Below are 21,549 nucleotides of genomic sequence, written 5' to 3'. Positions count from 1 at the left end.
CATGAGGAGTAGGCCGATGACAGTCGTCTTCGTACATGGCAATCCCGAGACCAAGGCGATCTGGGGGCCGCTGGTCGAGGCGCTCGGGCGCGAGGACGTGGTGTTGCTCTCCCCACCGGGGTTCGGCGCACCGCTGCCGGACGATTTCCCGGCGACCTTCCTGGCCTACCGCGACTGGCTGGAAGGAGAGCTGGATCGGATCGGCGAACCGGTCGATCTCGTCGGTCACGACTGGGGCGGCGGCCATGTGCTGAATCTGGTGATGCACCGACCCGAACTGGTACGCAGCTGGGTCAGCGACATCCTCGGTGTGTTCGACGCCGACTACGTCTGGCACGACCTTGCGCAGGTGTGGCAGACACCGGAGGCCGGCGAACAACTCGTCGAGACGATGATGGCCGGAACCGTCGAGGAACGGGCCGCCCAGCTGGCCGGGCTCGGCATCACCCCAGACATCGCCACGGCGCTTGCCCAGGCACAAGGCCCGGAGATGGGTCGGGCCATTCTGTTGCTCTACCGTTCGGCCGCTCAACCGGCGGTAGCCGAGGCCGGACGTGACCTCGAGAATGCGGCAGTGCGTCCCGGACTGTCGATACTGGCGACCGAAGACACCTACGTCGGCTCCGAACAGATCCGCCGGCGCGCCGCGGACCGCGCCGGAGCCCGTACGGAAGTGCTTGCCGGACTTGGACATTGGTGGATGCTGGAGGACCCGGCCCGCGCCGCCGCCGCCCTGAGCGGGTTCTGGGAAGACCTGCGCTGAACTAGCTCGCCGACGGCGTCGACACCGCTCGCTCCGAGGTGCCGTCGCGGCCGCGTGCCGCCACGCCGTAAAGAGGTAACGGGCCGTCGGGTGCGCCGCCGTCCTCGATCGAGGTGGCCCGCGTGCGGCCGACGACTCGCCAGTGTCCGTCCGCGGCGCGCCGCGCGACCTGGTATTCGACCTCGCCGGGACTCTCCGGCGCCGACCAGGAGACCAGCACGCTCCCGTCGGTGCCGCGATGTGCACGGACATCGCGCGGCACGGGCGGGCCGTCCGGCTGGGGCGGCGCCGTTTCAGACGGCGGCGTCACCACCGGCCGTCCCGACCGATCCCGGTGCGGCACAGCAGCGTCGGAGCGAGCCTGCGCCGAGCTCCGCCCGGTGTGCAGCGCGACGACGGCGTATACCGGGATGCCCGGACCGGGCGGCGCACCGCCGTCGGTGATCGAGGTGGCGACCGTCCGCCCGACCGTGCGCCAGATGTCGCCGGGATCGAGCCGGGTGACTTTATAGGTGACGCCGGGGTCCGGCGACGGTACCCAGCTGACCGTGACGTCGCCACCGGCGCTGCGTTGCGCGGCAACGCGGGCGGGACCGCCCAACGGCAACGTGGCCATCGCCGCCAGAGCGCCCGGGTGCGCGGGGCATGCGTCGAGCGCGGCCGCCAGCTGGGCCGTGCGCGATGCCTCCGGTCCTGCGCTTGCGGCATCGACGAGCCGGTCGGCTTCGGCGACGGCGGCGCGGGCGTCGGCCAGTGCCCGCTCGGCGTCGACGGCGCCGCCGGGATCCGGCAGGTCGGCGGCGACCCGGGTCAGGTGCTCGAGGTGGTCGGCCACCTCGGCATACCTGCGCGCCTGCAGCGCCGCCGAGGCCGCCCGCCAGCGCAGACGCGCATCGGCAAGAACGGATTCGATCTCGTCGACCACCGCGGTGATAGAGGGCTGCCGCTCCGGCAACGCGTGTCGTCGGGCCTCCTCGGCCAGGGATTGAGCCTGTACCGGCCGGCCCGACCGCAGTGCTTTGCGCGCGGCACGCAAGGGTGCTGACCAGGGCGGGTCATGCTGCCGGGGGCGCGGTGCCGGCTCGTCACGCCGCGCGGCCGGTGGCGCCGTGTCGACTGGCACGCCGAACTCGGCCGCCAGCGCCGAAAGCACCCGCGAGGCCCGCCCGGCGTCCAAACCCAGGTCGACGGCCTCGGTCACCAGGTGGGCGTGGTCGTCCACGGTCAGCCGGTCCTCGACCAGGACGGCCGCGCGTACCCGGGGACGCAATTTGTCCATCGAGTCCCAAGCCACGCCATCCAGGTATGCCTCGCGCAGCGCGGGATCGGATTCCAGCAGGTCACCGATGTGCACGAGAAGCTCGTCGATGACCGTGCGCAACCGGTCGGAAGGCAGCTCGCGCGCCCGCGCCCGCCACGCGGCTGCCCGGGCGGCGAGTTCGGTGCCGTCGACATCCGGCCCGCATCCCAGCAACGCGAACAGGGTCACCGGCGGCGGGGACTCCCAGATGCGGCCCAGTTCGTCCAGCAGTACGCGGATCTGGCGGCGCCGGTGTTCGGGAACGAGTTCGTGGGTGGGCGTCGCCGCAGTTTCGGGCGCGCCGACGACGCGGTGCCGGCGCAGACGGGCGGCGACTTCGGTTTCGGTCAGGCCCGCGTCGGAGCCCACTTTTTCCAGCTGGCTGAGCTTTTCGTGCGGTATGCCACCATGCCGGGCGACGAGCGCGGACACCGCGGCGTCGAAGAGTTCGTAGCGGGCGGCGTCCTGCCCTTCGCGCTGCTGTCGCACCCGGCCGACCAGCCCGGCCCGGGATTGCGCGTCGAGCAGTACCGCACTGTTGGCGTCGTGCGCGGCCAGCAGCGCGGCGACCAGCACCCGGTACTTGGGGTGGTCGCGCTGGCGCTGCCAGAACGCCCAGACTTCAGCCACGCGTTCGGCGACGTCGGCATTGGTCAGCTGTTCGACGCTCTCCAGCGGGAGGTCGTAGAGCTCGAAGGGGTCTGAGGCCTGCGGGCCGCCGCGCGCCTCGACCGCGGCCAGCACCCGCTTGCGGTAGGCGTTCGATTCGAATGGAGGCAGGCTTGCTGTCACTCAGATCACCGTCCGACGTCCCGCCGCCGCGAACGCTGAACCTGCTGCCGCTCCCGCTCGACCTCCGCCGCTGACATCGTCGCGCCGGTCTCCGCGGTCAACACCAGCGGCATGTCGGCTTCGACGTGGCGGGCCGTCACCTGCAGGACGCCGTCGAAGCCCATCTCGAAGGTGATGCGCACCTCGCTGCCTTCGCCGAAGCCGGGCGGGATGCCTTCGATCATGCCGCCGATCAGCACCTTCGCGTCCTCCGGCCGCGACGACGCCACCTGGCCCTGTTGCTCGACCACGACGAGGCGGATCGCGTCCTGGTCGTCACGGACCGTTCCGAAGCTGCGGTGTACGCGGATCGGCAGCGGGTCGTTGCGCAGCACCAGCCAGGTCGCCTCCAGCGACATGCTCTGGTCGCTGAGCGCCAGAACGCCGAAGCCGCGGGAAACCACGGTGTCCACCCGGATCAGCACCGCCCTGCGGACCTGCGCCAGCGGCAGGTCGTAGGCGTCGGCGACCCGCCCGCACGCGTCGTTGAGGTCACTGGGCCTGGCGTCCTCCGGCAGCGCACCCGGCGCCAACCGGCCGCGGGTGACCAGGTCGTCGGCGACCATGCGTTCCATCTCGAGTTTTTCGCCGTACAGGGCGGCGCCCCGCACCACCGACAGCTCCGGGTCGGACAGTTCCGGTCGCAGCCCGAACTCGGCGCGCAACGCCGCGGCGACGGCGGGCATCCGGGACGAGCCACCGACCAACAGGATGCGGTCGACGGCGTCGGCGCCGCGGCGCCGGGCAGCGGCCAGACAGTCGCGGGTGAGGTCCAGGGTGCGACGCAGCAGGGTCGAGGTCATGTCCTCGAGGTCTTTGCGGGTGACGTCGACGACCGCGCGGGCGCCGTCGTGGGCCACGATGACCTGGGTTGCGTCGCGGTCGGAGAGTTCTTGTTTGGCGCGCTCGGCCGCCAGCACGAGTTCCTGGCTGCCGGCGGAGTCGTCCAGCGGGTCTTCGGCGTTGGGGTTGGCGTCGCAGAACCGCCGGGACAGGTGCAGTGCGAGCCGCTCGTCCCAGTCGGCGCCGCCGAGCTGGTGGTCGCCTTCGACCGCCAGGACGGTGATCCGGCGGTCGGCGAGCTCGATGACGGTCGCGTCGAAGGTGCCCCCGCCCAGGTCGTAGACCAGCACCGTCTCCCGGGGGCCGTCCTTGGTCATGTTGGGCTGGCCGTCCAGGCGCCCGAACCCGTAGGACAGTGCCGCCGCGATGGGCTCGGACAGCACGCCGGCGACGTCGATCCCGGCGTGTGTGCCGGCGAGCACCGTTGCGCGGCGTTCCTCGTCACCGAAGTAGGCGGGCACCGTGATGACGGCTTTGCGCACGGGCTCGCCGGTGGCGTACTCGGCATCGGCGATGAGGCTGCGCAGGATCAGGGCCGAGACAGCCGGCGCGGACCACGCGTTGCCGTGCGCGACGAACCGCCAGTCGGCGTCGCCCATCCTGCGCTTGACCAACGTGCACACGCGCTCGGGGTCGAGGCGGGCCTGGCGACGGGCCCCTTCGCCGACGAGGTACTCGTCGTGGGAGGCGAACAGGACGACCGAGGGCGTGGTGAGATCACCGGTGAAACCGCTCAAGACTTCCGGCGCCCCGTCGCGGCCCGTCCGGGCGATCGCGGAGTTCGTTGTCCCGAGGTCGATCCCGTGAATCGTCACGATCGGAAGCGTAGCGAGGACGTCGTCTCAGTACTATCAATGGCCGTGGCCGAGGATGACGTGCAAGCCGCGATAGTCGAGCGCCTCGACGACCTGGGTCGCGCGGTGCGGCGGCAGTCCGCCAGCATCGACCGCGTCGCCGAGGAAACGCGCCGCCTAGCGAAGGACAGCACCGGGGCGGACGTCCCGCTGTTGGTGGAGCTGTTCGCGTTGTACTCCGATGCAACCGCGTGCGCGGCGACGTCACGTACCAATCGGGAGCGCTCGGCGTTCCACGCCATCGGGGCGGGCCTGGAGCGGCTGATCGTCGGGCGCGGCGGCGAAATCCTGATGCCTGCAGTGGGGGCGGATTTCGATCCCGCGACGATGGATGCGGTCGAGGTCCGGGCGACCGATTCGGCGTCCCAGGACCGGCTGGTCGTCGAGGTTCTCACACCGGGGCTACGGGTCACGGCCGTCGGACGCACGGTACGGCCCGCGCGGGTTGCGGTGTACCGGCAGCGGGCCTAGGTGAGGCCGTTCTGTGCACGAGGGTCCCCAAAATGCCAGAAAATCGGTGCCCGGCCGTACATTTGCGGACACTCGTGGGACCGAGACCGCGGTTCCGCGGCTTTGGGTGTGAAGCGGTGGGATCCCGCCCAGGCATCCCGCGCAAAGTCCAGGATTCACAATGAAAGTCCAGCGTTGAAGCTCAACGGTCACTTACGGCCGGGGGTCCAATCCATGCCCCACCCGTAGGTGCGGTCCAACAACGACTGGCCGCCACGGATGTAGCGGACCTCGCGGTTGACGGTGATATCGCCGTTGTTGTTGGTCAGCATCGCGATGGCGCACATCCGCGAGCCCGGGTCGTGCTCGTCGAGTCGCACCTCGATCTGCGGCCCGGCCTGCGGAAAGACCGTCACCACCGCGTTGGCGGCGGCCCAGTTCGGGGTGCCTTCGTAGATGTAGGCGAAGATGAGGATTCGGCGGATGTGGCTGGCCTGCGACAGGTCGATGAACAGGTCCTCACCGCCCTGGCTGGCGCCGGAGCGGTCGTCACCGGACAGCCAGATGATCTTCCGGCCACCCGAGAGCGGGCTCACCTCGAACTGGTTGCCGAGCGCCTGCACCACACCTTTGTCGCCGTCGACGAACTCGAACAGGCAGCCCAGGTCCAGGTCGACGTCTCCCCCGCTTGCCGCCAGGCGCTTGAAAAACCCACCGCCACTTTGCCTTTGGGTCCAGTTCAGGTTGGCCCGGATGACGCCGGACGCGCCGCCGCCCTTGCTCAACGAGACCGTCGGCGCCTGCTTGGTGAGGGTCACTTTGGACAGACTGACGCCGGGTTGACTCGGCGGTGCCTGCTGGTAGGGCGGGTGTTGCGGTGGCGGCGGCGGGGGTGGCGGGTACGACGACGGCGGCGGCGGAGGCGGCGGGTACGACGACGGCGGCGGCGGGTACGACGACGGCGGCGCCGGAGGCGGCGGGTACGACGGCGGCGGTGGCGGCGGCTGGTAAGGCGGTGGCGGCGGCTGGTAAGGCGGTGGCGGCGATTGATACGGCTGTGGCGACTGATAGGGCTGCGGCGGAGGTGGGGGTGGCGGCGAGGATGGCGGCGGTTGTTTCTTCGGCTTGTTGTAGTCAATGGCCATGCCGGATGATCCCTCCACTGTCGACCGTGCACGTCGCGTAGGGGTCGCCGGTAGCAAGCCCCCTCCCCGAGGCTATAGCGAGCCGGTGCAGCCGACCACCACTCGAGTCGAAAAATCCCATGTCGACGGGACCTGACTCGTTCCGGCGACGTGTTCAGTGCGCCCGGCAGCGATTCCGCATCGTCGCGACGGATGAGGGTCTGGACATCGGTGACTTCTTCGATCGACGCCCACCCGTTGATCCGGCCGATCCCACTTTGCTTGACGCCACCGAACGGCGTGGTGTGATCCGATGCCCCGGCGCGATGCACGTTGACGAATACCGTTCCCGCATCGATCTTTCGGGCCACCTCGAATGCGTGGTCGTCATCCCGGGCCCACACCGAGGCCGCCAGACCGAACTCGGAGTCATTGGCCATCCGGATCGCCTCGTCTTCGGAATCGAACGCGACGACGGGTAGCGCCGGCCCGAACTGCTCCGCGGCGACCAGCCCGCTGTCGTGCGCGATGTCAGTCACCAAGTGGGGCAACAGGAAATGACCCCCGTCCCAGGTCGCGGGGTCGACTTTGCGGCCCAGCCGACGAACGGTCGCACCTGAGCAAGTCGCGGCCTCGATCAGACCCTGCACTCTGCTGCGGGCGGCCCGGGTGATCAAAGGCCCGATCGTGCTTTGCGGATCGAGCCCGTCCCCGACGGCGATCTCGTTTACTGCGTCGGCCAGCGCATCGACCAGAGCGGCATAGTGACTGCGGTGCACGTAAATTCGTTTGATTGCAAAGCAAATCTGTCCTGAGCAGGTGAACGCCGAGTGACGCAACGCTTTCACCAGTTCGTCGTCGACCACCGCCGACGCCAGGACGAGGGCGGGATCGTTGCCGCCGAGTTCCAACCCGACGCCGGTGATGTTCTGCGCCGCCGAACGCATGACCTCGCGACCGCTGGTGATGCCGCCGGTGAACAGGATTCGACGGACCAGCGGATCGGCGGCCAGTGCGCCGCCGGTCTGGACTCCGTCGCCCGGCACCACATTGAGCACACCCGTCGGCAGGGCGGCCGCAACCGCCGCGACAATCTTGGTCAAGGCCAGCGGCGCCAACTCCGGGGGTTTCACCACCACCGTGTTTCCCGCCGCCAATGCCGCCGCAATCCCGTTGAAGGCCAACAACACCGGATAGTTCCACGGGACGATGACGCCCACGACGCCCACCGGTCGTCGCCGGACGACGAACCGGCCGCGCTCGTCGTCGGTGACGTCTTCGGCGACGACCCGATCGATCAATTTCGAACATTCGTGTAACAGGTAGGGCGCACCCGCGAGGTCGATGACGGACTCCCACAACACCTTGCCCTGCTCGCGGGTCAGCAAAGTCGTAAGCGATTCGAAGTCAACCGTGGCAGCCACGGCGGCCGCTCTCATCAAGCGCTTTCGCTCCCGCGGCGCGCTTGCCGCCCACTCTGCTGCCGCAGCGTGCGCCGACCGCACGGCACGATCTACGACAGCGGCATCACTGTGTCCGGCAAGACCCACGATCTGGTCGGAATGAGCCGGGTTGTAGACGGGGCGCCGATCGGTCTGCACTGCTTCGCCACCGATGAAAGCGTCGGCCACTTCCGCCATGCCACGAACATACCAAGAGGTATGGTTGGCCGATGGGCAGCGGCTTGGTCGACGTACATCACCATGTGGTCCCGGACTGCTACCGCGCTGCGATCGACGCCGTCACCGACGGCACCGTCGGCGGCATACCGCAACCGGCGTGGTCCGAACAAGGGATGCTCGACCGCATCGACAGCCTCCGCCTGGGTCGCGCGATCGTGTCGATCTCGGCCCCCGCGCTTGACCCGATTCCCGACGGTGAACGTCACGCGCTGGCCCGTCAATGCAACGACACCATCGCCGATCTCGCGGCGCGCAATCCTGATGTGGTTGGCGGCTTCGCGGTCCTGCCGATGCCCGATGTGACGGCGTCGGTGAAGGAAGTTCGGCGCGCCCTGGACGAGCTGAAGCTGAACGGCGTTGCGGTGCTGACCAATTACGGCGGCCGCTATCTCGGCGACCCGTCGTTCGCGCCGGTGCTGGAGGAACTCGACCGGTACGGCGCGGTAGTGCATGTGCATCCGAATCTGCCGCCACCGATGACGGGTGCCCAATTGTTCTTGCCCGCACCGGTATTGGAGTTCACCTTCGACACCACGCGGATGGTCGCCGAAATGATCCTCGCCGAATCGCTGCAACGCTATCCACGAATGAAGCTGGTGTTGTCGCATCTGGGCGGCACGCTGCCGTGGGTGGCCTGGCGGCTGTCCATGCTCGACGAGTTTCCGTCGGCCGGCGGGGGTCGCCGAGAGCAGGTACGGGATCAGTTGCGGCGGTGCTATTACGACATCGCGTTGTCCGCCGACCCTGCCGCCCTGCGTCTGGCCGCCGATGTCATCGGGTCCAACCGGCTGCTGTATGGCAGTGATTTCCCTTTCGCGCCAGCGGGTTTCATCGACCGGAATCGGGAGAATTGCCGCGGGCCGTTAGGGTCGGCAACCAACGACAATGCGGCGCGCTTGTTCGAATCCTGACCTCGGCAGTGCGCGCTGATCGCTGCCCGCGCTTAAGGTCTTGACTGTGCCCTCACCGATCTACATATCTCTTGCGACCGCACTGCTGGCGTTGACGGCGGCAGGGTGCGGCCACAGCGAGCAACCGGCCACGACGACAAGCTCGAGCGCGGCAACCACGCCGTCGAACAGACCCGCCGAACCACAAGTGCTCGACCTCTACGTCGCCGATCAGACACAGCCCTGCCGCGTCGGCCCCAAACCGCGAGACTGCCTGCAACTGCGCTGGGATCCGAACAAACCGTGGGAACTCAGCTGGAACGACACGTCCTCGATTGCGGGCTTTCAGTACCGACCGGGCTATATCTATCACTTACGTGTCGAGAAGACGCCGTTGCCGTACCCTCCCCCGGATGCGCCGCAATACAAGTTGCGGCTCGTCGAAGTCGTTGAGCAGAAACCGGTTGATTAGGACTACCGGACGGCCAACTCGAGTCGGCTCAAGCGGCGAACGAGGATGCTGGGCAACCATTCTCCGACGTCGACCGCGTCGATCCACGTGGTGCGTTCCAGCAGCATCCGAAAGACGATCTGGGCCTCCAACCGTGCCAGTGCGGCGCCGATGCAGAAGTGCACGCCCTTGCCGAACGACACATGGCCTCTCGCGGAGGTGCGGTCGAGTCGGAACTCGTCGGGCGCCTCGAAGTGTCCCGGATCGCGATTAGCGGCGCCCCACATCAGCAATAGATGCGCGTTGGCCGGCACCGCCACCCCGCCCAGGGTCGTGTCGCGCCACACGTGGCGGTAATGGCCGCGGAACGGTGGCTCGTATCGGAGGGCCTCTTCGATGAACGCATTGAGCAGTTCGGGCGAATCCCGCAACCGCCGTTGGATGTCCGGGCGTTCGGCGAGGATCCAGGCCGCGCTACCCAGCAGCGATGCCGTCGATTCACCCGCAGCGCTGAAAAGTGTCAGCATGATGCCCATCGCGACAGTCTGATCGACTTCTCCTGACGCGAAACGGGAGGCCAGGTCCGAGATCAGGCCGGATTCAGCTGAGTGAGTTGCCTTTTCGAAATGCTCCATGACGTAGCTCGACAGCTCGAATGCGGCACGACCCGCAGCCTCAAGTTGAGCCTGGGTGACCACGCCGTCGAGCAGGGTGGTGGTCGCGAAGCCGAGCCGGATGAGCCTGTCGACGTCGGTCTCGGGCAGCCCGAGCAACTTGGCGACCACCATCATCGGCAGACGATTGGCCAGCGCACCCATCCACTCGATGCGGCCGCTGTGCAGGTTCTCCGTCCAGAGCCGTTCGGCGACTTGCCCGGCGAATTCTTCGATGACCCGGACACGCTTGGCAGACAGGTGTGGCAGGAGGATTTTGCGGTGCACGGCGTGGATCGGATCGTCGGCGGTGGCCAGTGCGTGGCTGGGGCTGCCTGCCTCCATCATCTCGAACGGGACAACGGTTCCGTCCTCGCGGTAGACCATGGTCGCACTCAAATTCGACGAAAAGTCGTCGACCCGATTGACCGCGTCGATCACCGCATCCCAGCCGCAGACCGCGTAAAACACCGAATCGCCGATGCGGTGCACGGGGGCCTCCGCACGCATGCGCTCGTAGAGCGGATATGGATCCTGCAATGCGGCGGTGCCGAAGAAGTTTGCCGGGTCATCCAATACCGCCACCCAATCAGGTTGAGCGCGTTGTCCAGTCACGTCAACGGTTGCGGACGAAGTTGATAACCTGCCATACACTTCGGAGCCTTCCCCGAAATCGGTTGCACGGCTTGACCTGCGCACCGACATGAGAAATGGTGGTCAATCTGTCTCAGCGTGCGAAACAACTTGCAACCGGGGTCAGGCAGGGTAGAACATCGACCTATGTCGTCCTCTGACTGGCTGGTGGGACGAGATCGTCACAGCGAGGCTGCGGATCGGATCTACGCGGCGGCCGTCGAGCTGATTTCCGACGTGGGCTACGAAGGCTTCTCCATCGAGGCATTGGCCGCCAGGGTCCATTGCTCACCCGCCACGATTTATCGACATGCCGGCGGCAAAGCAACGATTCGCGACGCGGTCGTCAAGATCCAGGCAACGCAAATCATCGACGATCTCAGGGAAAGCATCAAAGGCCTCCGCGGTTCCGAGCGAGTCCTGACCGCGACCCTCGTCGCGCTCCAGCATGTGCAGTCGCACCCGTTGACGCAACTCTTCCGGTCAGTGGACATGAACTCGAGCAGCGACTGGCTCACCGATTCGCCCGCCGTCCGAGAGTTCGCTGCGGAGATGTTGGGCGACGAAGTTCGGGACCCACTGGCCGAGCAGTGGCTCATCCGCGTGTTTTTGGCCCTCTGGGTTTGGCCGCTGAAAGACTCCAAAGCCGAATCAGATTTGTTGAGGCGGTTTTTCGCCACGTCGTTCAGCTCTAACGTTGCGGAACGTCACAGCCATCCGGGCCGCGGTACATCCTGCTGAAACCTGTATGGCCAGGTCGCGATTACCTGGAGCGCAGTTCGTAGTCTTGCGGGTTCACCCGGTTCGTCCACCGCCAATAGTCGAAGATGCGGAAACCGTAGAGAGTGGGCAGGCCACCCGCGGCGTTCTTGTAGTAGCTGCTGGTCACCGCCGGATGGCTGTACACCATCTCCTTCAACCGCGCCTGCGCGCGCCGGTTGTAGTCGTCGCAGACGTCTTTTCGGACCGTCGCCGAACCCTGACCGCCGGCGATCACCATGTCGATACACCCCATGACGTAACGCATTTGGCACTCGGAGTTGTAGATGATGCTGGCACCGTTGACGGCGTTGGTGCCGGGTCCGTACATGCAGAAGAAATTCGGGAAACCCGGCACGGTGACCCCGAGGTAGGCGTAGGCGGAGTCGCCCCACACCGAATTGAGTTCGATCCCGTCGAGGCCGCGGACGTTGATGGGGCCGAGCTGGTGGTTGACGTCGAATCCGGTAGCCCAGACCAGCACATCGGCCGGACGGTGCCTGCCATCGACCGTCCTCACCCCGTCGGCGGTGATTTCGGCGATGGGATCGGTGACGAGTTCGACATCGTCGCGCTGCAGCGTCGTGAGCCAGGTTCCGTTGTCCTGCAACGTCCGCTTGCCCATCGGGGGATACTTCGGCGTCACTTTCTCGAGTAGCTCTTCGTCCTTGCAGAAGACCCGCATCCACGCGATGAACATCTCCCGAATCGCGTGGTTCGATGCGTTGCAGGACAACCCGTCGTTGTTCCACTGCGGGTCGATCATCACTTGCTCGTCGAGCGCGTCCGCAATGGGCCACCACGACACGAACCGCAACCATCTCCCGTAATAGGGCAGATGACGGATCACCCACCTGGCACCGTCGGGGATGGCGTCGTGATACAGCGGATTGGGTGCCATCCACTGTGGGGTGCGCTGGTAGACGTCCACCTGTTCGGTCCTGTCCGCGATCGCGGGCACGAGCTGGAATCCGCTGGCGCCGGCGCCGATCACCGCCACCCGCTTGCCCGTCAATTCGACGTCGTCACGCCAGTCTGCGGTGTGGAATGACGGGCCACGAAAGTCGTTGGCGCCTTTGATGTCCGGGATGACGGGGTTGCTGAACTGGCCGACGGCACAGATCAGGGCCCGGGAGGTCAGCGTCTCGGTGCCACCCTCGGCGGACCGGATGGTTACTTGCCACGTCGCCGTCGCGTCGTCCCAGACCGCGCTGGTCACGGCGGTGTTGAAACGCACGTGCGGCTCGATGCCGTGCCGGGCAGCGACGTCTTGCAGGTATTGCAGGATCTCGGGCTGCTCGGAGTAGTAGTGCGTCCAGTGGTCCGTCGGCTCGAACGAGTAGGCGTAGTACTGGTTGGCGATGTCGACGCGGCACCCGGGATACCGGTTCGCCAGCCATGTTCCGCCGACCGCAGATTGCTTTTCCACGATCGTGAACGGCAGGCCCGCCGCTTTGAGTTTGATGCCGGCCAGCAGGCCGGCTTCGCCGCATCCGATGACCACGACGGGGAACTCGGCGCGCTGTTCCTCACTCGAGGCCAGCACCGGGCCGCACTGATCGGCGTCGCTGAACCGCAGGTCCGCCGCGACGTAGTCGACGAATTGTTCGGTGACCGTGCCGGCGGACATCACGTCGAGCATCACCCGCATTTGTTCGTCGTTCGGGACGAACGGCGGCGGGCAGCCGCGGTCGCGGTACAAGCGGATCACATCCAAGGCACGCTCGCGCACGATCTGTTTGTCGGGTTCGCTCATCCCGCCTTGCAGATCCATCGCGATGAGCATGAACGGCCGTGGCAGCTCGTCGAGCAGTCCGAGGTCACCGGTCATGTGCACCATCGACATCAACAATGCGGGCACACTGGCTTCCGCGACGGCGGCACGGATCACGTCGTCGGAATCATCGAACGGCAGACCGAGTAGCGGATCGGCGTCACGGGTGGTCGCGCTTCGAGCGCCTACGGTCGAGCGACTCATCCACTCACCATACAATCGCTCTTGGACGTATGGTCAAGATCGGCGTTGCCAAATCCGCGAGCAGATAGCGCGTCGCGACGCCAACTGCGGGCATGCATGCCTATCCTCGGCGCATGGCTGACACCGAGGATCGCGGTCCCCTCTTCGACGGTGTCCGGATCGGTCGCCCGGCGACCGGCGCGCTCCGGGATGCCGGCTTCCGCACCATCGGCTCCCTGCCAACAAATCTCGACGATCTGCTCGCCCTCCACGGCGTCGGCCCCAAGGCCGTGCGGCTACTCCGCGAGGCACGGGCGGACTGAGCGGATGGACGACGACGTGGTGGTCATCCACACCGACGGTGGGTGCCGACCCAATCCCGGGCCCGGCGGCTGGGGAGCGGTGCTGCGCCAACGTCAGCACGTCCGCGAGATGTGCGGCGGCGAGTCTCACAAGACCAGCAACAACCGGATGGAACTGATGGCGCCGATCATGGCGCTGGAGGCACTGACCCGGGCCGTGACAGTGCATCTCTACACCGACAGCACCTACGTCCGGAACGGCATCACCAAATGGGTTCTGGGGTGGGAGCGCAACGGCTGGCAGACGGCCGCGAAGCAACCGGTGAAGAACGTCGACCTCTGGCAACGGCTGCAAGCGGCCTGTGCACGGCACCGGGTCGAGTGGTTCTGGGTGAAGGGGCACGCCGGCGTCGCCGACAATGAGCTCGCCGACCGACTGGCGACCAGAGGTATGCGCGAGGCGATCTCCGCCACCCGCGACGGGTTGTGAACCGCGCAGACCGATTTGATATCGGTTAGCTCACGACACGTTTTAGCAATGGTCACATTGTTAACATCGCGCGATGCCCGACTTGTCGGTCAATTCAGACCTTCGGCGATCGCGCCCTATCGCCCGGCGTGACGTATTGCGTTGCGCCCTAGCCTTGTCCGCACTGCCGGGGTTGTATGCGGCAGGTGCCGCCGTCCCCGCGGCAGCCGCCGCCCCGCCCAAACTGATCGACTTCGCCATGCACCAGATTCCGGCGGAGCAGATCCGGGCGGCCGGCTATGCCGGGGTCATCAATTACGTCTCGCTATCGCGCCCCGGCTCGTCTTTCGGCGCCAAGCCGATCACCCGGCCCTACGCCGAGCAGCTGGCCGCAGCCGGACTGATGATCGTCAGCAACTACCAGTACGGCAAGCCGGGCGGGTCGGCACCATCGGACTTCAAGCGCGGGTTCGCCGGCGGTGTCGACGACGCCCGCACCGCCTGGAAGCTGCACACCGCGGCCGGTGGCGCGCAGAGTGCCCCGATCTTCTTCACCATCGACGAGGACATCAACCGCGACACCTGGAACACCGTGGCGCTGAAGTGGTTTCGCGGAATCAATTCGGTGCTCGGCGTGCAGCGCACCGGCGTCTACGGCGGTATCGATGTGTGCCAATGGGCCGCCGCCGACGGCGTGATCGGTGCTTCGCGTACCCCCGGTCACCGGTGGGCCTGGCAGACCAAGGCCTGGTCCGGCAGCAAAATCGACCCCGCTGCGGTTCTCTACCAGCGGGTGGTCAGTACGGCGTCGAATCCAGGCCCGAAGGTCGGGGGTCAAGAAGTCGACGTCAACGATGTCCTTGCCCAGGATTACGGGCAGTGGAGCCTGCATCCCTGAACCCGCGGCACCGGCGCTTTGTCCGTCCGTGCTGTGGTAAACATCGGCCGTGCTGCTGATCACGGGTCCCTCGGGCAATGTGGGCGAGCAGTTGGTGGAAGTGCTGCGCGCCAACCCACCGGCGAGCGGTTGGCGCGTCGTCGGCCGCCATCCCGACCTACTCCGCGACCGGGTCGGAGACCAGGCGCAGGTGCTGAAATTCGATTTCTTCGACCGGTCCACCTGGTCTGCCGCGTTGGACGGGATCGAAGTGCTGTTTCTGCTCTTTCCGTTGCCGGGCAATCGTGCGGCGCGGCATGCGGTGATTCCGTTCGTGAATGCGGCTCAGCAGGTGGGATGTCGCCATGTGGTGTACGTGTCGGTATTCGGTGCTGACCGGGCCCGGTTCATCCCGCACTACAAGGTCGAGGCGGCGCTGCGTACCAGTTCCATGAGTTGGTCGCTCTTGCGGTGCAGCTTTTTCATGCAGAACCTGCACCGGGCTATCTCCACGCACGGCACCGACATTGTCGAGCGCCGCGAATTGTTCATTCCGGCCGGACACGGTCTCACCAGCTTCATCGATGCGCGCGATGCGGCCGAGGTTGCCGCTATGGCATTGCTGCAACCGGACAATCATCGCAACGCCGTCTATCACCTCACCGGGCCGGCCGCGCTGACCATGGACGAGGTCGCTGTCGCGTTGTCCGCGGCGCTGGGATATCCGGTGCGCTACACCAATCCGAGTCTGGTGCGCTTTGCCGCACGGCTGCACCGTCGCGGGGTCGGCTGGGACACAATCGGATTCATGTCCGCGGTCTACACCTTGACGAAACTCGGGCGCAATCAGCCGCTCACTGACGAGGTGCAGCAGTTGTTGAACCGTCCGCCGCACACCCTCGAGCGGTTCTTGCGCGACAACGCCTGGCGCTGGCGCGAGCAAGCCTGGACGTGAACCGGTCGACCTCGAAAAATGTTGTCAGACAACCGGATAACTTACGGGGCCAACGTGATGATACCTGGTTCCATGGGCGGTAAAGGCGCCCCTCCGCCGGTACCACCGCCAGTGCCCCCCGCTCCCCCGCCGCCCCCGGGCGGGGGACCGACCACAGGAGGTGCCACCCTGGTCGGCGGAGGTGGGGCCACTGCCTGCGGCGGCATCAGATTCTGGGCGTCCCCTCCCGGCGCTGGCGGAGTCGGGTTCTCCGGGTTTGTCTCTTTCATCGACGAAGCGAGCGCCACCCGGAGTTTGGGCGTGTTCCATCCCGCAGGATTGATGAAAGCTACCCGTCCCCGCTCGTTCGGACAGTAAGCCTCGACTGCGGCAGCCAGGAATCGAGATTCGGTACGCGCGAGTCGGCCAGGATCGGCACCGGGGGTGATGGCATTTGCATTGTCCACCAATGCATCTACCAAGGTGTCCGCCGGCACCCCGGCACCGAGTTTGCCGCAGATCTCATGCGCTGTGGCGATCAGGCTCGGCACGCCCGAAAGGGCAGCGACACCTTTCTCGTCGAGCAGTGCCAGGAAGTGGTCGTCTTGGCTCGGGTCGGCCGATGCTGGACCAGCACCCACGATTGCGGCACCGGTGAGCGCAAGAATCGCGGCTAACAGGGATCCGGCAGAAGCGGTGACACGAATGGACATGGCAGGGCTCCGTTCTGCTAGGCCCCCCGACGGGATGTCGATATCGCGGCCGTCGGGTCCCCCGGGGCACCGGGAGTTAGCCGGAAGTTTACCTGAAGTTAACCCTTAAAATCAGCCTGCACGAAAATGTCGCGGGTGGTTTTGGTGGAGCGAATCGGTCAAATAGCATTAGATGAATCAGTCGAATCGCATAACTTTGGCCGCACAGCATCCCCATTGTCGAGGGCTGGAGCTTGGCTGGTCAGCTACAGGCCAATAGATCCTGTCACCGGGGCTGGCCTCGCAGACTGCCGGAATGGCGTTCACTACTCGGGTGTCGGTGGCGAACTCGAGTTGAACCGGAGGGTTGCCTTCGCCGGCAATCCGTGGGTGAGTCGTCGAGTCGGACTGCCGGCGCTGTCTCTGGTGGCCAGCCTTGAGAACCCTACGCCGCGGAGATCGCGGCCAAGAATCGGATACTGATGTTCGGCCAAAGCTCGTCGTCCGCGAGCGGTTCGGCGCTGTGCTGCACTCATATCTCACAGTCGCTACCGGATCGACAGAACCCTCGAAGGTGAACGGTGTTGAGCACCCAGCACCGTCACGCCCGACATCGAGGGCTCCGTCTTCACCTACCCGGAAAGGAATGCCCGACCGGCAACCCGTTAGCCCGAACCGAATTGAGGTCGGTTTCGCGCCCAAAAATCCATCGGGACTGCGCCACAGGAGATTTGGTCGCTCGGACCACGTACAACGGCGTTAGCGGTGCAGTCGACCGTGTGGTTGGGCTGATCGCCCGCGCACTACCCGCAGTAAACCCAGCAGCAGGACTGCGCCAAAGATTGCAGTGAATAGCGTGAACCACCATCCGCCGCTGGCGGTGTCAACCACGAAGCTGAGCAAGAAGCCGCCAAGGAGTGCCCCTACGACGCCGATGACGATATCGAGTAACAGGCCTTCTCTGGTCTTCATGATGAGGCTGGCGATCCAGCCTGCAAGTGCACCGATAATTATGTACCCGATCCAGCCAACGCTGGTCAGGGTGCTTGAGCGAGCCAGAAATTCCTCAGCAAACGTACTAGTCATTTGCGTACTCCCTTTTGATGACGGTCTCGGTTAGTCTCGATCCGCGAGTGGACGCGTGATCCACTGCGCGACAACAGATTTGAATGAAGATCAGTGGATGTATGGTGGCGTCGGCCCGTACGGCGTTAACTTCATGCAACACCTCCCTCGGGATGTCCGACTACACCCCTAGGGGTGTATTTGAACACCGTCACGCCCCGAACCCAACGCACCCGTTCAGCTATAGCGGCGGCGGCATCGTAGGCACCCACCACGCCAACGGTTCAGAGTCCGGGCATCCGGCACGAAGCCGTTCACGTGAGCACATGGTGCTGTTAACACGGAGCGCGTCGGCGCAGAGGCTTTCCGTCCGGACACAATGGGTGGGGTCCGCTGATGTCGCAGGAGTAGCTGGTGCGCGTCATTACCGCGAATTATGGCGCTGGCGGCTGTCCAAGACCGTTGAGTGCGGTGGCAACACGGCTGAGACCGGTCGCGTTGTCGGCGTCGATGTCCATGCCGTGAGTGTTGTCGGCGTTGTACATGGCTTGCGCGGACGAAACTATGGCGTTGCCCGTTCCGGCCAATCTGGTGATCACGGAGTCCATTTCGCGCTTGAGTCCGTCCGCCAAGACCACTAACTTCGGCCCTGTGACGAAGCCAGGGTTCCCGCTTGCCGCAGGTTGCGCCGAGTCAAATAGCGGGACGAGTGCGGCGCGCGCGGAAGCTGCCTCGGTCTCGATGGTGCTTCCAGCGTTCTTGACTTCGGCGGGCGCGATTTGAACCAAGTCACCGGTCATTTGCGAATCTTCCCGGGATCAACCGACCAGCCATTGGCACGGCAAGGTCTCCCCGTTCGGGTGCGATGAATCCTTCACGAAGATGAGCAGCAGGACAAGCCATAGTTCCAATATCAAGACGACTGCGATGATCACTGCGGCACTGACTTTGGTCCACCATCGGTGACGGCTGAAAAGTACAAGTATTAGGCCGACGAGTAGGAAACCCATCGCGATGGCAACGAGGGCGAAGCCTGCCTCCCCAAGCATGTCCGTGTCGGGGTGCGGCGGCAGCGGCGGCATGCAATCCCGTCGCAAAACCTCTCGTTCCCACACGTGATTGCGCCACCAGCCAATACCTAGCGGCACCGCCGCGACGCTGAGCAAGATCGCAAAGACGGCAAACCACCATCGAGATTTCCGAACCCATAGCGTGCCGACGGCGGTTGTCACCGGGTCCCCTGCGGACGAACTATCGTCACACTCTGGTTCCCTTTCATCCTGTAGCCGCAACGGCATCCGGTCTTGAAGACTGTAATCAATCGCGCCGGGCGTATGCTGGGTGTAGCTCGCTCGACCAGTACGACACCTTGCTGGGCCGGGAAACCTCATGAGTAGTGCACGGCGCAACGTCACCGAGCAAGCCGCGGTCGCGGCCATCGAGCAGGGTTGCCGCATGCTGCGACTGCCCACGATGCGTGACCGCGTCGCCGAGATCGCCGCAGCCGCCGAACGCGAGCAGCAGTCCTATCTGGGATTCTTATCGGAGTTGGTGATCGCCGAGTGCGACGACCGGGATCGGCGCCGGGCCGCCCGTCGCGTGCACGACGCAAGCTTTCCCCGCCCAAAAAGGCTCGAGGATTTCAACTTTGAGGTCAACCTGGCGATCAACCCCGCGCTCATCGGCGCCTTGCGCACCTGCGCATCGGTCAGGGCCGGTGAACCACTGTGCTTGATCGGGGACTCCGGAACCGGCAAGAGTCATCTGCTGATCGGCCTGGGGACCCTAGCCGCCGAATCCGGCTACCGGGTCCGCTACACCCTGGCCAGCAAGCTGGTCAACGAACTCATCGAAGCCGCCGACGACGCCCAGCTGAGCAAGCTGATCAACCGCTACGGCCAGGTCGATCTGCTGCTGATCGATGAACTGGGCTACCTGCAGCTGGATCGCCGTGGTGCGGAGTTGTTGTTCCAGGTGCTCACCGAACGCGAAGAACGCTCCGCGGTGGCGATCGCCTCCAACGAACCGTTCTCGGCCTGGACCAAGACATTCACCGACCCGCGGTTGTGTGCGGCGATCGTCGACCGGTTGACCTTCGCCGGACAGATCATCGAGACCGGCACCACCTCCTACCGGCTGGCCCATGCCCGCACACGACACAGCACCGCGGCCGAACTGGCCGGCAGCTGACCCACGCCACCACCACCTCGTGACCGCTACAGTGACCAAGTCATGTTGGTCGCCGATCTGCAGCACTTCCTCGACGTTGGACCCGACACCCCGGGGCCGGCCCGCAAGCTCGCCGAGCACCTGAGCGCCATCGTCGCCGCCGCATCAGCCGGAGACGCCCATACCCGATGGGAAACCGCCCTGCCGTGCCGGCGCCGGCCGGTCCACCGCGCCTGCCCTGGCCGCATCGTGGTGAGCTGGACCCAACCCGAGCACCCCATCAACTGGTGCTGCAGTCACTGCGATGACGCCGGCACCATCAGCAACTGGGCAACCTCGATCTACGACCTACGTCGCCAGCAGCTGACCGCGGCAGAGCCCGTCCGAGACGTTGTTGTCGATACTGACACCGCCGCAGCGCTGCGCACTCTGCCGTTCCTCGACCATGACTGCCACCGAGCAGTTTTCGCGATCCGCGCCCGCGGCAATGAACTTCACCTCGCGGTCACCGACACCGAACTCGACGACCTGATCGACTCGCTGGCCGCCGCAGCCAACCACGAACCCAGCCGGCGCCGCCAACGACAACTCGACACCGCCTACGACCACCTCACCACCGCCGCCGGCCAACCCCGCTGGTGACCAGCCGTGACTGTTCCTGAACTCGACGTCGCACGCGTGCAACGCTGGTGCGCGGCAAGAGTTCCCGAAGAGGCACGCCACGAAGTGCGCGTCGAATGCGACGTCACATCCAGGCATCTGACCATCACCGAGCACCGCCCACCTGGCGTGAAGACTTCGGCCCAGACTGGATTAGCTTCCCGATCGCCGGACTGCGCTACACCGCCACCACCGAAACCTGGACTCTCTACTGGCGCGACCGCCACCAGCGATTCCACCGCTACGACCTACTCAACCCCTGAGCCCACATCGCCGACCTGCTCACCGAAATCGACAAAGACCCCACCGGCATCTTCTGGGGCTGAACCACCCGGACCGGGCCGGGGCCAAATCCGACCGTCATACCGGGGCCAGTACAAGTTGACATTGTCATCCTTCTCACTTGCGTTGCCTACGAACCCTTCCCGGGCGGATTCAGACGTTGCAGCGTCCTGCTTGTTTCCAATCGAAACCGAAAAGGTCATCCACGCAGCTATGACAAAGCACAGGAAGGCATAGGCGAGATTCCCAGCCGGCGTGCCAGACGCCGACTTTCCGCCGGACCCGCCGAGATAGTCGGGCAGAGCATTGACCCACAGCAGTCCAAGGACAATCAAGAATGCCCCGCCGAATACGCGGACGAGCAGTCGCGCGGACGCTCGCGGCGACCCACCGGTGCGTTGAGCGGCGCGGTGCGCGAACGACCTTCGGTCATGTCGCCTCCGAACTCGGCTCAGTAGCACGAGCATTCACCGATACTTTTCGCGCACCGTGGCGCTACTACGCGCCGCGGCAGCTGTTGGCATGCGTCATTTCGTGAGAAAACTCAGCCAGCGTCTCACCGTCTTTGACGACCCGACCGAGGCGTATCGAGGGCGTCGTCCCACCGCGGACGCCTGACGAACTTCGGGGTTACCTTCGCCGGCGGCTGGGCCCTGCAATTCGGGAATGGGCCCCATTCCCCGGGCTTGGCATCGATGACACGGGAACTCCCCTAATCAACCAGCAGTAGACCGTTCTAATGGCAATGCGTCCGAACCGTATCCCGGCGTGTCAGCGATCAACCAGGGCGGCGCTCATTCCCTAGATCTACAGCCGCTTGACTATCCGCCAGAAATGTCCACGCCGAGGCGACCCACAACACCGAGGAATTGTCAATACCTGTGGATCGGCTTGTTTCAGGCGACCTCC

General features: G+C 65.6%; 21 protein-coding genes and 1 pseudogene. 12 read left to right on the top strand and 10 right to left on the bottom strand.

Going from position 1 to position 21,549, the window contains the following annotated elements; all coding sequences use genetic code 11:
* Positions 1-16 precede the first annotated feature (16 nt).
* On the top strand, positions 17-763 hold the full coding sequence (locus AC5Y46_RS23625; RefSeq protein ID WP_499946104.1) for an alpha/beta fold hydrolase: 747 nt from the start codon (positions 17-19) through the stop codon (positions 761-763).
* 1 nt (position 764) lies between these two features.
* Here the strand turns inward: AC5Y46_RS23625 and AC5Y46_RS23620 are convergent, their stop codons facing one another.
* Together AC5Y46_RS23620 and AC5Y46_RS23615 are read right to left on the bottom strand one after the other, a co-directional pair.
* Positions 765-2,855 (bottom strand): Ig-like domain repeat protein, encoded by a 2,091-nt coding sequence (locus tag AC5Y46_RS23620; RefSeq protein WP_499993412.1) that lies wholly within the window; start codon positions 2,853-2,855, stop codon positions 765-767.
* 5 nt (positions 2,856-2,860) lie between these two features.
* On the bottom strand, positions 2,861-4,552 hold the full coding sequence (locus AC5Y46_RS23615; RefSeq protein ID WP_499946102.1) for an Hsp70 family protein: 1,692 nt from the start codon (positions 4,550-4,552) through the stop codon (positions 2,861-2,863).
* Positions 4,553-4,597: 45 nt separating this feature from the next.
* Between AC5Y46_RS23615 and grpE the strand changes: the two genes are divergently transcribed.
* The gene (gene grpE, locus AC5Y46_RS23610) at positions 4,598-5,062 is read left to right on the top strand and encodes a nucleotide exchange factor GrpE (RefSeq protein WP_499946101.1); all 465 of its coding nucleotides are present in this window, start codon (positions 4,598-4,600) and stop codon (positions 5,060-5,062) included.
* A 188-nt stretch (positions 5,063-5,250) separates the two neighbouring features.
* Here grpE and AC5Y46_RS23605 read toward each other — a convergent pair whose 3' ends face one another.
* Both AC5Y46_RS23605 and AC5Y46_RS23600 read right to left on the bottom strand, forming a co-directional pair.
* A complete protein-coding gene (locus AC5Y46_RS23605; RefSeq protein ID WP_499993409.1) occupies positions 5,251-5,859 on the bottom strand; it encodes a TerD family protein in 609 nt (202 codons plus the stop codon).
* Positions 5,856-7,805 carry an aldehyde dehydrogenase family protein gene (locus tag AC5Y46_RS23600; RefSeq protein ID WP_499993407.1) on the bottom strand — a complete coding sequence of 650 codons (1,950 nt, stop codon included), beginning with the start codon at positions 7,803-7,805 and terminating at the stop codon, positions 5,856-5,858. The genes AC5Y46_RS23605 and AC5Y46_RS23600 overlap by 4 nt, the downstream gene beginning before the upstream one ends.
* Before the next feature lie 32 nt (positions 7,806-7,837).
* Between AC5Y46_RS23600 and AC5Y46_RS23595 the strand changes: the two genes are divergently transcribed.
* On the top strand, positions 7,838-8,758 hold the full coding sequence (locus tag AC5Y46_RS23595) for an amidohydrolase family protein (protein ID WP_499993406.1): 921 nt from the start codon (positions 7,838-7,840) through the stop codon (positions 8,756-8,758).
* A gap of 46 nt (positions 8,759-8,804) precedes the next feature.
* On the top strand, positions 8,805-9,209 hold the full coding sequence (locus tag AC5Y46_RS23590; protein WP_499993404.1) for a DUF4377 domain-containing protein: 405 nt from the start codon (positions 8,805-8,807) through the stop codon (positions 9,207-9,209).
* A gap of 2 nt (positions 9,210-9,211) precedes the next feature.
* Here AC5Y46_RS23590 and AC5Y46_RS23585 read toward each other — a convergent pair whose 3' ends face one another.
* On the bottom strand, positions 9,212-10,426 hold the full coding sequence (locus AC5Y46_RS23585; protein WP_499993401.1) for a cytochrome P450: 1,215 nt from the start codon (positions 10,424-10,426) through the stop codon (positions 9,212-9,214).
* Positions 10,427-10,621: 195 nt separating this feature from the next.
* On the opposite strand from AC5Y46_RS23585, the gene AC5Y46_RS23580 reads away from it, so the two are divergent.
* A complete protein-coding gene (locus tag AC5Y46_RS23580) occupies positions 10,622-11,215 on the top strand; it encodes a TetR/AcrR family transcriptional regulator (protein ID WP_499993400.1) in 594 nt (197 codons plus the stop codon).
* Between the two features lie 22 nt (positions 11,216-11,237).
* Here AC5Y46_RS23580 and AC5Y46_RS23575 read toward each other — a convergent pair whose 3' ends face one another.
* Positions 11,238-13,211 (bottom strand): flavin-containing monooxygenase, encoded by a 1,974-nt coding sequence (locus AC5Y46_RS23575; RefSeq protein WP_499993399.1) that lies wholly within the window; start codon positions 13,209-13,211, stop codon positions 11,238-11,240.
* A gap of 113 nt (positions 13,212-13,324) precedes the next feature.
* Between AC5Y46_RS23575 and AC5Y46_RS23570 the strand changes: the two genes are divergently transcribed.
* The 4 genes from AC5Y46_RS23570 (at position 13,325) to AC5Y46_RS23555 (ending at position 15,793) form a co-directional block, all read left to right on the top strand.
* A complete protein-coding gene (locus tag AC5Y46_RS23570) occupies positions 13,325-13,513 on the top strand; it encodes a helix-hairpin-helix domain-containing protein (RefSeq protein WP_499993397.1) in 189 nt (62 codons plus the stop codon).
* Between the two features lie 4 nt (positions 13,514-13,517).
* On the top strand, positions 13,518-13,982 hold the full coding sequence (gene rnhA / locus AC5Y46_RS23565) for a ribonuclease HI (RefSeq protein WP_499993396.1): 465 nt from the start codon (positions 13,518-13,520) through the stop codon (positions 13,980-13,982).
* Between the two features lie 73 nt (positions 13,983-14,055).
* Entirely contained in the window at positions 14,056-14,859 is an 804-nt protein-coding gene (locus AC5Y46_RS23560; RefSeq protein ID WP_499993394.1) for a DUF1906 domain-containing protein, read from the top strand.
* A gap of 49 nt (positions 14,860-14,908) precedes the next feature.
* Entirely contained in the window at positions 14,909-15,793 is an 885-nt protein-coding gene (locus tag AC5Y46_RS23555; protein ID WP_499993392.1) for an NmrA family NAD(P)-binding protein, read from the top strand.
* Positions 15,794-15,834: 41 nt separating this feature from the next.
* Here the strand turns inward: AC5Y46_RS23555 and AC5Y46_RS23550 are convergent, their stop codons facing one another.
* The 4 genes from AC5Y46_RS23550 to AC5Y46_RS23535 form a co-directional block, all read right to left on the bottom strand.
* On the bottom strand, positions 15,835-16,485 hold the full coding sequence (locus AC5Y46_RS23550) for a DUF732 domain-containing protein (protein WP_499993388.1): 651 nt from the start codon (positions 16,483-16,485) through the stop codon (positions 15,835-15,837).
* Positions 16,486-17,223: 738 nt separating this feature from the next.
* The gene (locus AC5Y46_RS23545) at positions 17,224-17,550 is read right to left on the bottom strand and encodes a GlsB/YeaQ/YmgE family stress response membrane protein (RefSeq protein WP_499993386.1); all 327 of its coding nucleotides are present in this window, start codon (positions 17,548-17,550) and stop codon (positions 17,224-17,226) included.
* Positions 17,551-17,963: 413 nt separating this feature from the next.
* On the bottom strand, positions 17,964-18,329 hold the full coding sequence (locus AC5Y46_RS23540) for a hypothetical protein (RefSeq protein ID WP_499946495.1): 366 nt from the start codon (positions 18,327-18,329) through the stop codon (positions 17,964-17,966).
* 18 nt (positions 18,330-18,347) lie between these two features.
* Positions 18,348-18,761 (bottom strand): hypothetical protein, encoded by a 414-nt coding sequence (locus AC5Y46_RS23535; protein ID WP_499946496.1) that lies wholly within the window; start codon positions 18,759-18,761, stop codon positions 18,348-18,350.
* A gap of 157 nt (positions 18,762-18,918) precedes the next feature.
* Between AC5Y46_RS23535 and istB the strand changes: the two genes are divergently transcribed.
* The 3 genes and pseudogenes from istB to AC5Y46_RS23520 all read left to right on the top strand — a co-directional run bounded on the left by istB (position 18,919) and on the right by AC5Y46_RS23520 (position 20,621).
* Positions 18,919-19,719 (top strand): IS21-like element helper ATPase IstB, encoded by an 801-nt coding sequence (gene istB, locus AC5Y46_RS23530; RefSeq protein ID WP_499993385.1) that lies wholly within the window; start codon positions 18,919-18,921, stop codon positions 19,717-19,719.
* A gap of 42 nt (positions 19,720-19,761) precedes the next feature.
* On the top strand, positions 19,762-20,340 hold the full coding sequence (locus tag AC5Y46_RS23525; protein WP_499946498.1) for a hypothetical protein: 579 nt from the start codon (positions 19,762-19,764) through the stop codon (positions 20,338-20,340).
* Positions 20,341-20,346: 6 nt separating this feature from the next.
* Positions 20,347-20,621 (top strand): annotated as a pseudogene (locus AC5Y46_RS23520) (DUF3024 domain-containing protein).
* Positions 20,622-21,549: the final 928 nt, after the last annotated feature.

The organism is Mycobacterium sp. NGS59, from assembly GCF_059812345.1.
Note: the sequence above shows the minus strand (reverse complement) of the source record. Positions and strands in the feature narration are given on the sequence as shown.

What these genes read in the sequence shown, in the direction of transcription:
- AC5Y46_RS23625 (WP_499946104.1), top strand. Translation starts at nt 17, where the DNA reads ATGACAGTCGTCTTCGTACATGGCAATCCCGAGACCAAGGCGATCTGG.
- AC5Y46_RS23600 (WP_499993407.1), bottom strand. Translation starts at nt 7,805, where the DNA reads ATGGCGGAAGTGGCCGACGCTTTCATCGGTGGCGAAGCAGTGCAGACC.
- AC5Y46_RS23595 (WP_499993406.1), top strand. Translation starts at nt 7,838, where the DNA reads ATGGGCAGCGGCTTGGTCGACGTACATCACCATGTGGTCCCGGACTGC.
- AC5Y46_RS23580 (WP_499993400.1), top strand. Translation starts at nt 10,622, where the DNA reads ATGTCGTCCTCTGACTGGCTGGTGGGACGAGATCGTCACAGCGAGGCT.
- AC5Y46_RS23575 (WP_499993399.1), bottom strand. Translation starts at nt 13,211, where the DNA reads ATGAGTCGCTCGACCGTAGGCGCTCGAAGCGCGACCACCCGTGACGCC.
- AC5Y46_RS23570 (WP_499993397.1), top strand. Translation starts at nt 13,325, where the DNA reads ATGGCTGACACCGAGGATCGCGGTCCCCTCTTCGACGGTGTCCGGATC.
- rnhA (WP_499993396.1), top strand. Translation starts at nt 13,518, where the DNA reads ATGGACGACGACGTGGTGGTCATCCACACCGACGGTGGGTGCCGACCC.
- AC5Y46_RS23560 (WP_499993394.1), top strand. Translation starts at nt 14,056, where the DNA reads ATGCCCGACTTGTCGGTCAATTCAGACCTTCGGCGATCGCGCCCTATC.
- AC5Y46_RS23550 (WP_499993388.1), bottom strand. Translation starts at nt 16,485, where the DNA reads ATGTCCATTCGTGTCACCGCTTCTGCCGGATCCCTGTTAGCCGCGATT.
- AC5Y46_RS23545 (WP_499993386.1), bottom strand. Translation starts at nt 17,550, where the DNA reads ATGACTAGTACGTTTGCTGAGGAATTTCTGGCTCGCTCAAGCACCCTG.
- AC5Y46_RS23540 (WP_499946495.1), bottom strand. Translation starts at nt 18,329, where the DNA reads ATGACCGGTGACTTGGTTCAAATCGCGCCCGCCGAAGTCAAGAACGCT.
- istB (WP_499993385.1), top strand. Translation starts at nt 18,919, where the DNA reads ATGAGTAGTGCACGGCGCAACGTCACCGAGCAAGCCGCGGTCGCGGCC.
- AC5Y46_RS23525 (WP_499946498.1), top strand. Translation starts at nt 19,762, where the DNA reads ATGTTGGTCGCCGATCTGCAGCACTTCCTCGACGTTGGACCCGACACC.